The sequence below is a fragment of the Methylosinus sp. genome, from assembly GCF_036560965.1.
GTDB lineage: Bacteria > Pseudomonadota > Alphaproteobacteria > Rhizobiales > Beijerinckiaceae > Methylosinus.
Window position 1 is genome coordinate 65,496 of sequence record NZ_DATBQF010000054.1, and the last position, 14,923, is coordinate 80,418.

The following is a 14,923-nucleotide window of genomic DNA, read 5'->3' on the forward strand; positions in this document are numbered from 1 at the left end:
AAGGCTCAGCGGGCGCCGCGCAGCAGCGTGTAGAAATGCACCTGCTCGGCGGGATCGTCGCGGAACACGCCCGAGAACTGCACCGTCACCGTGGAAGAGCCCTGCTTCATCACGCCGCGCATGGACATGCACATATGCTCCGCCTCCACCAGCACGGCGACCCCGCGCGGGGTCAAATGCTGATTGATGGCGGTGGCGATCTGCGCCGTCATGGCTTCCTGCGTCTGCAGCCTGCGGGCGTAGACGTCGACGAGGCGCGCGAGCTTGGACAGGCCGACGACGCCGCCTGTCGGATAATAGGCGATATGCGCTTTTCCGACAAAGGGAACGACGTGATGCTCGCAATGCGAGAAGAACGGAATGTCGCGCACCAGCACGAGGTCGTCGTACCCCTCGACCTCCTCGAAGACGCGGGCCAGCTCTTCGCCGGCGTCCTCGGTATAGCCGCGGAAGAACTCCTCATAGGCTTTCACGACGCGGCGCGGCGTCTCCTTGAGGCCTTCGCGGTCGGGATTGTCGCCTGCCCAGCGCAGCAGCACGCGCACTGCCGCCTCCGCTTCCTCGCGGGTCGGACGTTGGACGGGCGTCTCGGCCGTCTCGGGACGGTCGAGCAAGGACTTAACCACGGCATCCATGTGGCGCCTCCAGAGAAATTACGGGCCCGACCATTTCGGGGACGACGGCCGCTTTCAACGCGGCCCATGGAATTATATACTCAGTGTCAGGATTCCACGTAACCCCCCAGCTAGCAACTTATCGGCCACAATGCTCGATCAAGTCTACAACCAGCGCATCCTGGAGCTTGCCGCGCAGATACCGCGTGTCGGTCGTCTCGCGGCCCCAGACGCCAGCGCCACCGCCCATTCCAAGCTCTGCGGATCGACCGTGACTGTGGACGTCACCCTATCCGATGGAAAAGTGGCGGATTTCGCACATGAGGTCAAAGCCTGCGCCTTGGGTCAGGCGGCCTCCTCGATCATGGCGCGCAACATTGTCGGCTCCACGCCGCGAGAGTTGCGCGCCCTGCGCGAGACCGTCCGCAAAATGCTGAAGGAGAATGGCGCCCCCCCGGACGGAAAATGGGAGGAAATCGCCATTCTGGAGCCGGTGCGCGACTTCAAATCGCGCCACGCCTCGACGCTTCTGACCTTCGACGCCGTCGTCGACGCGATCGGCCAGATCGAGAAGCGGCAGGCCGGCTGAGGGGCGCTTCGGCGCTCTCATCCGGCGATCAAGCCCGACATCTGCGCGACCGCGGCGGAGTCGGGAAAGGCCTTTTCCGCGAGCGCTTGCGCGGGGAGGCCGAATTGATCGGCGAGCAGGCCCTTCAGCACCGCGCGCAGATCATGCGTCGGGGCGAGGTCGCGTCCCTGATAGAGCTGGCTCGTCTTCAAGCCGGGCCAGTCGGCGATGATGCGCGCGCCCTTCACAGCGCCGCCGGCCAGAAAAGCGACGCTCGCCGCACCGTGATCGGTGCCGCCGGTGCCGTTGATGCGCGCCGTGCGGCCGAATTCGGTGATGGCGACGACGGCCGTGTCCTTCCACGCTTCGCCGAGGCCCTTCTCGAATTCCTCGAGGGCGCCGTCGAGGCCCGCGAGGCGCGTGGCCAACAGGCCGTTCTCATTGGCGTGCGTGTCCCAGCCGTCGAAGGCGAGCGCCGCGACGCGGGGGCCGTCCGGCGTCGCCAGCAGCCGCGCCGCGCCCATCGCCGCCTGGCGCATGCCATTGGGCTGATCCATGCCGCCGCGCGCCTTGGCCATATCGCCGGTGAGCCCGCCGGCGGCGGCGATCCTGTCGGCGTCGAGCCCGGCGCGCAGCGCCGCGCCGAGGACCGGATCGCTATGGGTGTAGAGATCGAGCACGCGCTGGGCGAGATCCTCGCCCGCCGGCGGCAGCACTTGCGGCGCCCAGCCCAGCGTCGGCGCCGGCCCGCGCATGACGAGCGGCGGCGCCGCGCCCACGCCGAGCCCGCGGCGGCGCGCCGGCTCGGCGGCTTGCAGCGCGAAGACGGCGCGATTGAGCCAGCCGGATTCGGTGTGGCCCGGCCCGGCGTAGCCGCTTTCCAGCACGTCCTGCCCGTCGAAATGCGATCGATCGCGATAGCTCGTCGCGACCGCGTGAACGACGCTCGCTCGGCCTTCCTTGTAGAGCCGCGCGAAGACCGGCATCGCGGGATGAAGCGCGAAAAATCCGTCCAGCGGCAAGGCCGGCTTGTCGCCGATGGGCGACAGCGCCAGCGCCCCGCGCAAGGCCACATAATCGGGATCGCCGATCGGCGCGACCGCCGAAAGACCATCGAGCGCGCCGCGCAGCACCACGACGATCAGGCGCGGATCGCGCGCCGCCGCAGCGCTCGCGGGACGTGGAAAATGCGCCAGCGCCAGCGAGACGCCGCCGAGCGCGAGAAGACGGCGTCGGGAGAGAGCGGCAGAAGCATGAGACATCATCGTCACCTCCGTTGAAATTCGGGGGACATCAAAAGAATGGCGAGCGCCTGCGGACGCGATTCCGCGCGGGAGACGGCCTCTCGGGTCTCGCGCGAGGCGGCGAGGCCGGCGGCCGTGTCGAGCACGCTGAGCGGATGGCCGATGTCTTTCGACCGCTGGGCGATCTGCCAGGCGACGTCGAGGCGCAATTTCATCGCCTCGGGAGAGGCCAGGGCGTCGAGCCTGTCGGGATAGCCATTGGGGCCGGGCGGCTGCCACAGCGGCATTCCCATCGCATTCAGCATATTGAGATATTGGCCGGGATCATTCGGAAGGGCGCCGGTCGCCCGCGCCGCGGCGACGAGAAACTCGTCCGGCGTGCGAATTTTCGAGAAGGGCGCGCTCCAGGCGAGATCGCTCTCGATCAAAGTCTCGGCGACGGCGGCGAGATCGCCGTCCGTCTCGCGGAACGTCTTCGCCAAGGCTTCGACGATCGGCTTCGGCGGCGCGTCGGCGATGAAATGGCGCGCCAGCTTCGTCGCGAGATGCGTCGCCGTCGCCGGATGGCGCGCAATGTCGGCGAGCGCCGCCGCGCCCTGATCGCGTCCCGTCTGCGGATAGCTCTTGCCGAGCAGCGTCGGCGCGCCGGGCTCGTGCCAATTGGCCTTGAACACGAAGCCGCCCGGCTCGCCGGCCTCGCTCTCGGCCTCGGCGAAGCTCCATCCGGTGATGATGCGCGCCAGCGCCGTCACATCGGCTTGCGAATAGCCGCCGCCGACGCCCAGCGTATGCAGCTCCAGAATCTCGCGCGCCAGATTCTCGTTGAGGCCCTTGCCGGCGAAACGCCCGGCCGCCGAGCCCGGCCCGATGGAGCGCTGATTGTCGAGATAGAACAGCATGGCCGGATGGCTCTCGACCGCCGCCAGCATATCGGCGAAACGGCCGAGCGCATGCGGCCGGATCGCCTCGCGCTCGAACGGCCCGGCGGCGACGCGGACGAATTGCCCCTTGGCGACCGAGACCGCGAAATGGTTCGACCAGAAGGCGACGAGCCGCTCGACGAAGCCGGCCTGAGCGCTCGCCTGCTTGTCGAAGCGCGCCATCGCCTCGGCGCGAAACAATTTCTGCTCGACCGGCGGCTCCTGTGGCTTCGGCTTGCCGTCGACGCCGGGCGGCGGCGCGGCGGGCGCGGCCATCGCCGCCGCCGGGCCGACCATGGAGACGCGCGTCGTCTCGACCGCCATGACCCGCTCGCGCTCCATGCGCTTTTCCTGCTGATCGGCGAACAGCGCCTGCAGGGCGACATTGGACAGGGCGAGCGACGCGGCGTCGAGCCGCGCGACGCCGGTCCGGCGCAGCTCCTCCAGCAGAAAGCCGCGCGGATCGGCGGCGGCTGCGGCGAGATCGCCGGGCTTGGCGCCGAGGCCGAAACGGTTGAGAGCGATCAGCGCCCCGCGAGGATCGGGATCGACGGCCATGGTCCCTCCACCGATGGTCTCTCCATCGATCGAAGCCGCGAAATAGCGGCGCCGCGTCTATGCGCCCGCGCAGATGACCAGGGGATGAACCGCGGGCGGAGCGGTCCATGATTTCGCGTTCCCGCGCGCGTTCCGGTGTAGAAGATGGCGCGCGATTCCGCGGCGGAACAACGACAGCGCCGGCGGGGATGCGCGAGAGGGCCGCGATGATCATCTCTTCCGCTTGCGACTATCGGGACGCCGCGCGGCGTCGCCTGCCGCGCTTTCTGTTCGACTATATCGACGGCGGCGCCGGCGCCGAGCGCACGCTCGCCGCCAATAGGGCCGATCTCCAGAGCGTGACGCTGCGCCAGCGCGTGATGCAGGGCGTCGGGACTGTCGATCTCTCGACGCAATGGCTCGGCGTCGCGGCGAATCTGCCCGTGCTGATCGCGCCCATCGGCATGGCGGGCATGCTCGCGCGGCGCGGCGAGGTCCAGGGCGCGCGGGCGGCGGCGAAAAAGGGCGTGCCCTTCATTCTCTCCACTCTCTCGGTCTGCTCGATCGAGGAGGTCGCCGCGGCCAGCGAGCGGCCGATCTGGCTACAGCTCTATATGCTGAAGGATCGCGGCTTCATGGAGAATATGCTGGCGCGGGCGAAAGCCGCCGGCGTCGAGACGCTGGTGTTCACCGTCGATCTGCCGGCGCTCGGCATACGCTATCGCGACGCGCATTCCGGCATGTCCGGCCCCTTCGCGGCGCAGCGGCGCTTGTTGCAGGCGCTGGGCCGGCCCGGCTGGGCGCTGGACGTCGGCCTCATGGGCCGGCCGCATGATCTCGGCAATGTCGCGGCCTATCTCGGCGGCGCGATGAAGCAGCAGAATTATCTGCGCGACATCGCCGCCAATGTCGATCCCACGCTCGACTGGTCGACGCTGGATTGGGTGCGCGCGCGCTGGGGCGGCCGCATCATTCTGAAAGGCGTGCTGGACGAGGCCGACGCGCGCGACGCCGTCCGCTGCGGCGTGGAGGCGATCGTCGTCTCCAATCACGGCGGCCGCCAGCTCGACGGCGCGCCCTCCGTCGCCCGCATGCTGCCGCGCATCGCTGACGCGGTGGGCGACGATCTCCTCCTCCTCGCCGATTCCGGCGCCCGCTCCGGCCTCGACGTGCTGCGCCTGCTGGCGCTGGGCGCGAAGGGCGTTCTGCTGGGCCGCGCCTACGCCTATGCGCTGGCCGCGGCGGGGCAGGGGGGCGTGGAGACCATGCTGGATATTGTCGCGGCGGAGCTGCGGGTGGGGATGATGTTGTGCGGGGTGGGGGAGGTGAAGGGCGTGGGGCTGTGTATCTCGGCCCAGAGATAGCGGGTCGCTCATCGTTGAATTAAATACGTAGATATGCTTCATATCGGGATAGAAAACTGCTCGACTCATGGAGTATCAGATAGCAAAAAGCTTGGCGCAACGAATCAACGATCGCGCTCCCTCTGGCGGTGTTTCTACCAGATTATAGTCTTAAAAGTGCACATATTAGTGAGGGCATTATGGCGGGCATAAGCAACAAGGAAACTGTAGGTGCGTGGGTCATTCACCACGGTCGGAAGCTTGTACTAGATTCGAACGGTCCGGCCGAGTTTCCTGCTATCGACGAAGCGGCCAAGGCTGCGACCCTTCTTACCAAGTTGGGCGAAACAAACCAAACTTGCATTTCAAAGAGTGAATTACGAGGGATCGCAGTCGCGTCTGGATTGAATCCTCGTCACGAGCTTGCTGGTCTTCTTCAAGTATTAGAGAAGAAGCGTCTCATAGATCAATCCGCAGACGAGATCGCGGTCCTTGGAGTAACTACTCGGGGGTCGCTGACGTATGCCGCAGAAATGTATCATGAAGCGGAGCCGAGCCCTTACGAGGAAGCCTCTATTACACTTTCTGAGATTGTATCGCGATCTCCTGTACGCCGGGCTGATATAGCGGAAAACATTCGCGACACTCATAGATTTTCCAAATCTCAGGTTAGCGACTTTCTTGATAGGGCTGAGGGTGTCGGGTTTGTAGATAAAGAAGGTGATGGTGATGACCGCCTCCTCTTCAATGGAAATCTTTTCCGGCGGGAATCAGTTGCGAAGGCAGAAAAGGTTCTGCAGTCTTTGACTGGAACAGAGCAAAAGCTCGTAGCGGAGATCGCGGAGTGGCTTGCCAAGATTGGTTGTCTGACAGCGTCTCAAGTAGAATCTGTTCTTTCTAAACCGCTTTTTGTGAAGCTTGTCGCCGCAGGGCTTTATGACCTTAATGGCGTGACGAACGAAAGAGGCAGCCACGTATATGTGACGGCTCCGGCTGCATTTCATAAGTTCGTAGACCCTATGGTTGACGACTGCTTCGATATGGCTAAGGCGTTAGTTGCTGCGCTGACCTACGGTATGATGTCGCGTCCGCATTCGCAGGGTCGTATCGATGATCTTCCTAATCTTGTTGGGAAACTGATCGCGGGACGGGAGGTCGGCCCGACTACCTCAATTGGTCAAGATTATCGCGTCTTGGAAGTCAGCAGGGTGGTGAAACTTCGCCCGGATTCACGTCATCAGAGCAGGTTCTACCTCCGCCTATTAAAAAAAGAAGTAGGGCAACTGGCTCTCCAGGTGCTGACGCAAGGCAATGCATACGCAGAATCTCTGGCAGGCTTACCGAGTGCTCCGATGTCCGGTTATGTAGGCCCGGAGGCGAGTCGCATTGCTGTACGTAAGAATCAATCGCAGATGAGCAAGCGGACGACACTAGATATCCTTGAGGCAGTTCGAGGAGGGCGATCACTGAGATGAGCGACAAGGCCACAAGTTCAAAAGGTGCTGTCCTCGAAGAGGTGCTCCGTGCATACTTTCTTCGCTCGGGTTTTTTCGTAATTCGTGGAGTGCCATTCCGGTTTGCTGATGAGGACCTGACCGATGTCGACCTCTGGCTCTATGAGCGGCCGACTGGTACCTCTAGGCGCGTGCAGATTTGTGACGTTAAGTACAAGCAGCGGCCGAAGGCGGTGGAGCGCATTTTCTGGACGAGTGGTTTGGCTGACGCGCTTGCGGTCGATGGAGCATATGTGGCCACGACCGACAAAAGGAAGAGTCTCCGCGCCGTCGCAGAAAAGCTTGATTTGCAGCTAATTGACGGTACTGACATCCAGCGCATACAGAACAGTCAGTCGATGATCGATGCTGACCGGATCAGCGATGAGCAATTGGCCATCTTACTACAAGTAGTTGATAAGGGTTTTCGTAACAAAGCGCTGCAAGAGGCTAGAATAGACATTCTTTCTGCAGTGTCGGACGGCTTTGGTGCGCCTTCAGCTGTCCGAGCATTAGAGGCGTTTGGACGTCTTGCGACAGCAGCTACTACATATCACCCAAATTCAAACGCAGCGCGCGCGGCCGGTCGCTTGGCATACTTGGCGGCAGCGATCGCTTGTCAGAGTTTGGATTATGTCAGCGTAGGGGCCGTATTTCGTACCATAGAGGAGAGACGGGACCTACTTTTAAAGGCCGTACGGCTAGGGGCGCTCAGTAGCGACGACGGTGAAAAAACACTTCGGCTGGCGATTGCGCTCGTCGAGAAATATGCACCAGGCGGAAAAGGGGCCGCTAGGGCCGTCGAGACCGGGTTAAAGCGCGATCTTGAGCGTATACCTGCTGAAATTGTCGCTGATCAGGCTATAAAACTGCTCAAAATGGATCAATTATTTTTAACCGGCCGTGAATTAGAGCATGCAGCCTATCATGTTATGCTTCCACCGTTTGATGTTCTTGGTATTTTGACAAAATCAATGCTAGGCGCTTTATTGGATTATTCAGGAGTTGACCGTGAGCGCTTCGCGAACGCTTGGATAGGTGGACAGGAGGCGGGGATGGCAAATGAAGTGACGCACGCGGATTTTAAGAACGGTTCGTCCCAAAAAAAGCTATTTAGCGACGAATAACGAGGAGGGAGGCGGACCGCGCCGCTCGGAGACGCCGCCCCCTTGACGCGTGCGGACTAAATTCCTATCTTCCTCTCTGCCTCCGCTGGTGGGGCGTCGCCTTGAAGGGTAGGCGGCGTCGGCGGGGGCGCGGTTCGCAGGGGCGGGGGCAGACCCTCTCTCGCTCGAGCGACGCCACGCCGCCGGCACGGCTTCTCCTTCGTGCGGAGGCATGTGGGAACACATGCGAAAGTCGGCCGAATATCCGAGGCTCGCGCGGGGATAGATTACCCGAAAGGGGAAAACAACCCTGAGCCCGCAGGCGGCGAACAGAAACGGCGGCCGTGGTCCGGGATGCTTTCCGGCTTCGATGCGCAATATCTTCTTACGCGACGGCCAAACGGAGCCGCCGCGTCCCGGACCTCCCATCCTCCCGCGCCGAATTCCGGCGGCGGGCGCGACGCCGCGCGCCCGGCGCGAGAGACGTCGCTACCGCTCGCCCCCCTTTCCCCCTAACCTCCGCCCATGACAGACGAGACGATTCGCATCCTCGGCATCGATCCGGGCCTTCGCAACACGGGCTGGGGGATCGTCGAGGCGTCGCGCGGCTCGCGGCTCTCCTTTATCGCCTGCGGCTCGCTGCATTCGGATTCGGCCGCTCCCATGGGCGAGCGGCTGGCGCAATTGCAGCGCGGCCTCGCGCGCGTCATAGAGGAGCTCGCGCCCGATGAGGCGGCGATCGAGGAGACCTTCGTCAATCGCGATCCGCAATCGGCGTTGAAGCTCGGCCAGGCGCGCGGCGTCGCGCTGGCGGCGCCGGCGCTCGCCGGCCTCGAGGTGGAGGAATATGCCGCCAATGTCGTCAAGAAGACCGTCGTCGGCAATGGCCACGCCGACAAGGACCAGATCGCCATGATGGTGCGCGTGCTGCTGCCCGCGAGCCGCGCCGAGAGCCCCGACGCCGCCGATGCGCTGGCCGTCGCCATCTGCCACGCCCATCATCGGGCCAGCCGCGCCGCCGCGCGCAAGCTCGCCGCGAGGGCGCGATGATCGGCAAGCTCAAGGGAATCGTCGATTCCTATGGCGAGGATTTCGTCATTCTCGACGTGCATGGCGTCGGCTATGTGGTGAATTGCTCGGCGCGCACATTGCAGAAGCTGGCGCCCGTCGGCGAGGCGGCGGCGCTCGCCATCGAGACGCAGGTGCGCGAGGATGCGATCCGCCTGTTCGGCTTCTCCTCGGACGCCGAGCGCGATTGGTTCCGCCTGCTGCAAAACGTGCAGGGCGTCGGCGCCAAAGTGGCGCTGGCCATTCTCTCCATTCTCTCGCCCGGCGAGCTGGCCTCGGCCATAGCGGGGCAGGACAAGGCGATGGTGGCGCGCGCCTCGGGCGTGGGGCCCAAGCTGGCGGCGCGCATCGTCGCGGAGCTGAAGGACAAGGCGCCGGCCTTCGCGGGGTTCGATCCCGCCGTCGCGCGGCTCTCCGGCGAGGAGCCGGCGCAAGCCCCGCAGGCGGCGCAGGATGCGATCTCGGCGCTGGTCAATCTCGGCTATGGGCGGCCGCAGGCGGCGGCGGCCGTGGCCCGCAGCCTCGAGGCGATGGGCGAGGGCGCGGACACGGGCGCGCTGATCCGGCGCGGGTTGAAGGAGCTGGCGGGTTGATGGTCACCGCGCGCTAATCATGTCTCGCGCTCCCGCTGGAGGGGCGAGGGCGCCGCTCCATTTGACACCCTCGGCCGGTTCTCGCGGCCCAAGGGGGTCAGACATGTCACGAACGGATTTGGGCGCGCGTCAGATCGGCGCGCTTTTCGTCGCCTTCTCGGCGCTTGTCTTCTTCACCATCGTCGTGCTGATGGACCACGCCTGCGCCGCGCCGCTTTCGGCGCATCGACAGCCGCTTTTCGCGCAATGCGGGCTCGACCGTCTCGGCCCGGAGCCGGGCGCCGAGATGCTCGCCGCCCGCGTGACCCGGGAGGGCCGCTCCGCCGCTTTCCAGAGCTTCGTGGCCGCCGCTCGGCCGGTGACGCCCGGGCTGCTGGCCTTCGGCCTGCGCAAGGACGTCTTTCCGGCGGCGCTCTCCGCCGGGGCCGATCCCGAGGTCCGCATCTGCCCCTCGGGCGCGCGGATTTGAACGGCCGCGCTCAGGCGGCCTTGCGCTCGAGCTCGTGCAAGCAGGCGACGATGGCGTCGATCGAGGCGAAGTTGCGGCGGCGGAGCATATGCTCGGGGAATTGAACGCCGAAAGCGTTCTCGAGCGCGAGCATGATCCGGACCGCCGCGAAGGAGGTGAGGCCGAGCTCGTAGAGGTCGGAAGTGGCTGGCAGATTACGCGCCGGCACAGGCAGGCGTCCATGTTCGTCGATCGCTTGCCGAACGAGGTCGATCACTTTTGCTCTCCGCTCCTTGGCTGCGCGCGGGGGCGGCCGCGCCCTCGCTATCGCAGATCACAATCATTCGACGATAATTTGACCCGATGATCGTGAATCCAATGCAAAGATCGCGGCGGCGGCCTGAATGTGACATGAACCGGGCAGGTTGTTGTTTTTCAAGGTTAGGAAAGCCTTTCATTCTCGGTAATTACTTATGGCCCATAGCGTGATCCGCCATTGCCCGCGGCGGCTGGGCCCTCTATGTTCCCTCGCATCGATTTTCGGCCGGCGACTTGGGCGCGCTTCGGAGACGGAGCCGCTGACGACCTCTCCCTAACATCGATCGACCCGGCCCCGCGCAGGCGGGCCATCTCCTCTTTGTTCGGAGAGACGAATGGCGACTGGAACGGTTAAGTGGTTCAACGCCCAGAAGGGTTACGGCTTCATCCAGCCCGACGGCGACGACAAGGACGTGTTCGTCCATATCAGCGCTGTGGAGCGCGCCGGCCTGCGCGATCTGCGCGAGGGTCAGAAGGTGAGCTTCGAGATCGCTCAGGACCGCCGTACCGGCAAGTCCTCTGCGGACCAGCTCAAGGCGCTCTGAGGCGCCGAGGCGAGAGGGTCGCCGCGCAGTGGCGACCCTTTTTCGTCGCTAGCGCCATTTTTCATCGGTCCGGCTTTTTCGTCGTTCTTGTCTTTCGGCCAGCGCGTAAGCTACAGTCGCGCTCATGCGCCTCGCGCCTTCGTCCCGATTTTTCGCCGCCGCATTCGCGGCCGCGCTTCTCACTGCTCCCGGCGCGCTCGCCGCAGGGGCCGAGCCGCCCTTCACCGAGCCGCAATATCTCGACATTCCCGGCCTGGGACGCGTGCCGATCCCGCTGCCGCCGGGCGCGCGTCTGTTCTCGCCGCGCCGCTCCCCGCCTGTCGAGCTCGCGCCAGAGCGGGCGCCGCTGATCGCGCGCGACTCGCTCGAGGATCTGATCCGCCGCCTCGGCCTCGCCGACAGCGAGGAGGAGGAGGGCGCGCTCGCCCAGGCGATCGGCCGGCTATGGGCGCGGTCGGGCTCGCCGACGGCCGATCTGCTGCTGCGCCGGGCGATGGCCGCCGCGAGCCTGGGCGCCGACAGTCTCGCGCTCGATCTCTTCGACCGCATCGTCACGCTCGAGCCGAGCTGGGCCGAGGCGCTGGTCGGCCGCGCCAATGTCCGCATCGCGCTCGGCGATCTCGACAACGCCGAGCGTGATCTCGACGCCGCGCTGCGGTTGGAGCCGCGCCGTTTCGACGCGCTCGGAACGCTGGGCGCGCTGCGCGAGCGTATCGGCGCTTCGGCGCGCGCGCTGGAGGCGTATCGCCGCGCCCGCGCGCTCGATCCGCGGCGCGAGGAATGGCGGAAGGCGGAGGAGCGGCTGCGGCTCGAGGTCGAGGGCCGCGACATCTGAGCGCGGCGCGCGTTCCCCCGCCGAGCCGCGACGCGAGCGAGACGAGGAGAGACGCACATGACGCAAGACCAGCTTTCGCATCACCAGCCTTTGAGCGCGGAAGCGCTCGCCCAATTGTTCACCGAGGCGCGCACCCATAATGGCTGGGCGGATCGGGAGGTCCCGGACGCGCTGCTCGAGCAGGCGGTCCGGCTCGCGCTCTGGGGGCCGACCAGCGCCAATTGTCTCCCGGCGCGCTTCGTGCTCGTGCGTTCGGCCGCGGCCAAGGCGCGGCTGGCGCCAGCGCTGGCGCCGGGCAATCTCGACAAGACGCTGGCCGCGCCGGCGACGGCGATCGTCGCGCATGACACGCAATTCTACGAGCATTTGCCGCGCCTCTATCCGGCGACCGACGCGCGCGCCTGGTTCGTCGGCAACGCCCCGCTCGTCGAGACGACGGCGTTTCGCAACGGCACGCTGCAGGGCGCCTATTTCCTGCTGGCGCTGCGCGCGATGGGGCTCGACGCCGGGCCGATGAGCGGTTTCGACAACGCCAAGGTGGATGCGGAATTCTTCCCCGGCGGGACCACGAAATCGAATTTCCTGATCAACATCGGTTATGGCGATCCGGTGAAACTCTATCCGAGGGGTCCGCGTTTCGCTTTCGAGGAGGTCGCCTCGATCCTCTGAGCCAGCAGCTCGAGGAAGCGCCTCCGGGAGAGGAACGCTCATGGCTTCGCTGCTTCCGCCGGGCGGCGCGCAGACGCTGCTCGGCCTCGCGCGCATTCTGATCGCTCTGCTGTTCCTGCAGCACGGGACCGCCAAGCTCGTGGGCTTTCCCCATGTCGCAATGTTCGACGGGCTGAAGCTGGTCTCGCTGCTCGGCCTCGCGGGCGCGATCGAGATCCTCGGCGGACTGCTGCTGCTGCTCGGCCTCTTCACTCGACCGACGGCGATCGTGCTCGCGGCGGAAATGCTCGTGGCCTATGTCGTCGGCCACGCCGGCCGCGGCGCGCTGCCGCTCCACAATGGCGGCGAGCTGGCACTCGTTTATGGCGTCGTCTTCCTGCTTTTCGCGCTCGCCGGCCCCGGCCGCTTCGCGCTCGATCGTCTTTTTTGCGGAAGGGCTTGACAGCCTCGCCACAGATTCTCGAATCCTGTGGCATTTCTGCAACAGAAAAGTAATTCTGTGACAAATATATTTCAAAATACATCAGTGTTTATTTGAGACTTTAGTATAGAATATGCTCCAATATTATGAGTGGCTACTTGGCCGTCTGGCGCGGAACTAGGCAAAATCCGGCGCTAGCGCTCTCGCCACTATTTGATCACAACTCACCCTTAGCGCGGGTCTACTCGATGGCGTCGTCCGAGCTCGGTCGGCCGTCGGGCATGAAACGACAGGGGGGACGGCGCATTGAAAAAATGGATCATCGGAGCGGCGGTTTTTGCAGGTTCGACAGCAGCGGCGGCGGGCCAATCTTGGGTGGGGAAGGCCTCCTACTACGGCTATCACGGCCGGACTGCGAGCGGAGGCCATGTGGGGTTGCTGACCGCGGCCCATCGCAGCCTTCCCTTCGGCTCGCGGGCGCGCGTGACCAATCTCGGCAATGGCCATTCCGTGGTCGTCACGATCAATGATCGCGGTCCCTTCGTGCGCGGCCGGGTGATCGACGTCTCGGTCCACGCCGCTCAGAGCCTCGGCTTCCGATCGGCGGGCGTCGCCCGGGTGAAGGTCGAGCGGATCAGCGCGGGCGAATAGTCTCGTCTAGCGGGCCGTCTGGCTGGGCCGTCGGCGCGCGAGAAACGCGAGGCCCTTACGGCCCGGCCGACGCCGCGCTGGCGCAGCCGGGGCTTTGGTAAACACGGCGTTCTCAATTGGCCGCAAACACAGGAGTTTGGCTTAGGCAAATGTTAAATCGCCGCGCCTATAGAGGAAGGGTCGAGTGAGAGTATGCGAGTAACAAAATGACCGAGACGCATCGTCCGCGTGTCAAATATGTCATCGGCCCCGATGGCAGCCCCTTGACCGTTGCGGATCTGCCGCCGCCCACGACGAAGCGCTGGGTGATCCGCCGCAAGGCCGAAGTGGTCGCGGCCGTGCGCGGCGGGCTCCTCTCGCTCGAGGAGGCCTGCAACCGCTACACGCTGACGGTGGACGAGTTCTTGAGCTGGCAGATGTCGATCGACCAGCACGGTCTCGCCGGATTGCGGACGACCCGGCTGCAGCAATATCGCATGTGATTTCGGCGTCCTGCGACGGGGCGCCACAGAATTAGAGAAACCTCAGAACGAAGAGCCGGTTCGCCTCGGGCGGCCGGCTCTTCGTCTTTTTCAGCCGTCGTCGCCGCTGCGCAGCGTCTCGGCGAGGCGTCCGCGCTCGAACAGCAGCACGACGACGAGCGCGAAGAGCAGCGGCACGATGAGATAGAGCAGGCGGAACACCAGCAGCGCCGTCAGCACTTTGAGCCGCGGCACGTCCGGCATGGCCTTGATGAAGATGAGCTCGAACACGCCGAGCCCGCCCGGCGCATGCGACACGAGCGCCGCCGAGAAGGAGAGCAGGAAAGTGCCGAGCACGACGATGAACGGGGTGCCGCTGCCTTCCGGCAGAGCGAAATAGATGATGCCGGCGGCGCCGACCAGCTCCATCGGAGCCGCGAACATCTGCCGCACCATGATCTCCGGCCGTGGATACATCACATGCAGCTTGCCGATATTGATCGGCTTGAAATGCATCAGCGAGCCGATGACATAGAGCGCCACGCCGGCGAGGCAGGCGAGGCCGATCATCAGAGCGGTATGCTCATTGGTGAGCGCATCCGGCAGCATGCCCGAGAGGCGGCCGAGCAGGCTCGGCTGATAGGTGAGCAGAAGCCCCGCGAGCAGCACGGTGCCGAGGCCGAAAGTGTAGGAGCACAGCACGACGAGCACCGCCACCTGGCCGGCCGTGAGGCCCTTGGTGGAATAGGCCCGGTAGCGCACCACGGCGCCGGAGAACACCGAGGCGCCGATATTATGCGAGAGCGCGTAAGTGGTGAAGGAGCAGACCGAGATGAACATCCAGGAGATGTGCTTCACGCCGAGATGGAGCAGGGCGATCCGATCGTACCAGGCGAGCGCAGCATAGGCGAGCAGAGAGGAGAAGCCGGCGGCGACCCAATGGGTGGCCGGAATGGCCTGAAGATCGGCCCAGACCTCTTCACCGACCGATTCCCCGCGAAATTCGCCATAGAGAAGATAGAAAGAGGCGATCACCGCCACCAGCCCGACGAGGGGCCAGATAAATTCCAAAATTTTTTTCATGGGACG

The 14,923-nt window shown here is 64.9% G+C and carries 18 protein-coding genes; 13 read left to right on the top strand and 5 right to left on the bottom strand.

Annotated elements, in window-relative coordinates; translation table 11 throughout:
* Positions 1-5: 5 nt before the first annotated feature.
* Complete coding sequence (gene folE, locus VIF40_RS13695; protein ID WP_331938067.1) at positions 6-635, bottom strand: GTP cyclohydrolase I FolE; 630 nt, start codon at positions 633-635, stop codon at positions 6-8.
* A 130-nt stretch (positions 636-765) separates the two neighbouring features.
* Between folE and VIF40_RS13700 the strand changes: the two genes are divergently transcribed.
* A complete protein-coding gene (locus VIF40_RS13700; protein WP_331938068.1) occupies positions 766-1,203 on the top strand; it encodes an iron-sulfur cluster assembly scaffold protein in 438 nt (145 codons plus the stop codon).
* A 17-nt stretch (positions 1,204-1,220) separates the two neighbouring features.
* On the opposite strand, the gene VIF40_RS13705 is transcribed toward VIF40_RS13700, so the two are convergent.
* Positions 1,221-2,447 (bottom strand): DUF1501 domain-containing protein, encoded by a 1,227-nt coding sequence (locus tag VIF40_RS13705; RefSeq protein ID WP_414684810.1) that lies wholly within the window; start codon positions 2,445-2,447, stop codon positions 1,221-1,223.
* Between the two features lie 2 nt (positions 2,448-2,449).
* Positions 2,450-3,904: a DUF1800 domain-containing protein gene (locus VIF40_RS13710; protein WP_331938069.1), complete on the bottom strand. Its 1,455-nt coding sequence runs from the start codon at positions 3,902-3,904 to the stop codon at positions 2,450-2,452.
* 206 nt (positions 3,905-4,110) lie between these two features.
* Between VIF40_RS13710 and VIF40_RS13715 the strand changes: the two genes are divergently transcribed.
* The 6 genes from VIF40_RS13715 (at position 4,111) to VIF40_RS13740 (ending at position 9,955) form a co-directional block, all read left to right on the top strand.
* Positions 4,111-5,247 (top strand): L-lactate dehydrogenase, encoded by a 1,137-nt coding sequence (locus tag VIF40_RS13715; protein WP_331938070.1) that lies wholly within the window; start codon positions 4,111-4,113, stop codon positions 5,245-5,247.
* 179 nt (positions 5,248-5,426) lie between these two features.
* On the top strand, positions 5,427-6,701 hold the full coding sequence (locus VIF40_RS13720) for a hypothetical protein (protein WP_331938071.1): 1,275 nt from the start codon (positions 5,427-5,429) through the stop codon (positions 6,699-6,701).
* Positions 6,698-7,846, top strand: a complete 1,149-nt coding sequence (locus tag VIF40_RS13725; RefSeq protein WP_331938072.1) for a hypothetical protein — start codon at positions 6,698-6,700, stop codon at positions 7,844-7,846. Before VIF40_RS13720 ends, VIF40_RS13725 begins: the two co-directional genes overlap by 4 nt.
* Before the next feature lie 504 nt (positions 7,847-8,350).
* A complete protein-coding gene (gene ruvC / locus VIF40_RS13730; RefSeq protein ID WP_331938073.1) occupies positions 8,351-8,875 on the top strand; it encodes a crossover junction endodeoxyribonuclease RuvC in 525 nt (174 codons plus the stop codon).
* Positions 8,872-9,486, top strand: coding sequence for a Holliday junction branch migration protein RuvA (gene ruvA / locus VIF40_RS13735; protein WP_331938074.1), 615 nt, complete (start codon positions 8,872-8,874; stop codon positions 9,484-9,486). The genes ruvC and ruvA overlap by 4 nt, the downstream gene beginning before the upstream one ends.
* Positions 9,487-9,589: 103 nt before the next feature.
* A complete protein-coding gene (locus tag VIF40_RS13740; RefSeq protein WP_331938075.1) occupies positions 9,590-9,955 on the top strand; it encodes a hypothetical protein in 366 nt (121 codons plus the stop codon).
* A gap of 10 nt (positions 9,956-9,965) precedes the next feature.
* Here VIF40_RS13740 and VIF40_RS13745 read toward each other — a convergent pair whose 3' ends face one another.
* Positions 9,966-10,211, bottom strand: a complete 246-nt coding sequence (locus VIF40_RS13745; RefSeq protein WP_331938076.1) for an acyl carrier protein — start codon at positions 10,209-10,211, stop codon at positions 9,966-9,968.
* A gap of 376 nt (positions 10,212-10,587) precedes the next feature.
* Between VIF40_RS13745 and VIF40_RS13750 the strand changes: the two genes are divergently transcribed.
* The 6 genes from VIF40_RS13750 (at position 10,588) to VIF40_RS13775 (ending at position 13,855) form a co-directional block, all read left to right on the top strand.
* Positions 10,588-10,797: a cold-shock protein gene (locus tag VIF40_RS13750; RefSeq protein ID WP_018264633.1), complete on the top strand. Its 210-nt coding sequence runs from the start codon at positions 10,588-10,590 to the stop codon at positions 10,795-10,797.
* 124 nt (positions 10,798-10,921) lie between these two features.
* Positions 10,922-11,632 carry a hypothetical protein gene (locus VIF40_RS13755; RefSeq protein ID WP_331938077.1) on the top strand — a complete coding sequence of 237 codons (711 nt, stop codon included), beginning with the start codon at positions 10,922-10,924 and terminating at the stop codon, positions 11,630-11,632.
* A 57-nt stretch (positions 11,633-11,689) separates the two neighbouring features.
* Positions 11,690-12,301, top strand: a complete 612-nt coding sequence (locus VIF40_RS13760) for a malonic semialdehyde reductase (protein ID WP_331938078.1) — start codon at positions 11,690-11,692, stop codon at positions 12,299-12,301.
* Between the two features lie 40 nt (positions 12,302-12,341).
* Entirely contained in the window at positions 12,342-12,743 is a 402-nt protein-coding gene (locus VIF40_RS13765) for a DoxX family protein (RefSeq protein WP_331938079.1), read from the top strand.
* Between the two features lie 285 nt (positions 12,744-13,028).
* On the top strand, positions 13,029-13,373 hold the full coding sequence (locus tag VIF40_RS13770; RefSeq protein WP_331938080.1) for a septal ring lytic transglycosylase RlpA family protein: 345 nt from the start codon (positions 13,029-13,031) through the stop codon (positions 13,371-13,373).
* Positions 13,374-13,579: 206 nt separating this feature from the next.
* Positions 13,580-13,855 carry a DUF1153 domain-containing protein gene (locus tag VIF40_RS13775; RefSeq protein WP_159725907.1) on the top strand — a complete coding sequence of 92 codons (276 nt, stop codon included), beginning with the start codon at positions 13,580-13,582 and terminating at the stop codon, positions 13,853-13,855.
* A gap of 90 nt (positions 13,856-13,945) precedes the next feature.
* On the opposite strand, the gene VIF40_RS13780 is transcribed toward VIF40_RS13775, so the two are convergent.
* Entirely contained in the window at positions 13,946-14,917 is a 972-nt protein-coding gene (locus VIF40_RS13780) for a UPF0104 family protein (protein ID WP_331938081.1), read from the bottom strand.
* Between the last annotated feature and the right edge of the window lie 6 nt (positions 14,918-14,923).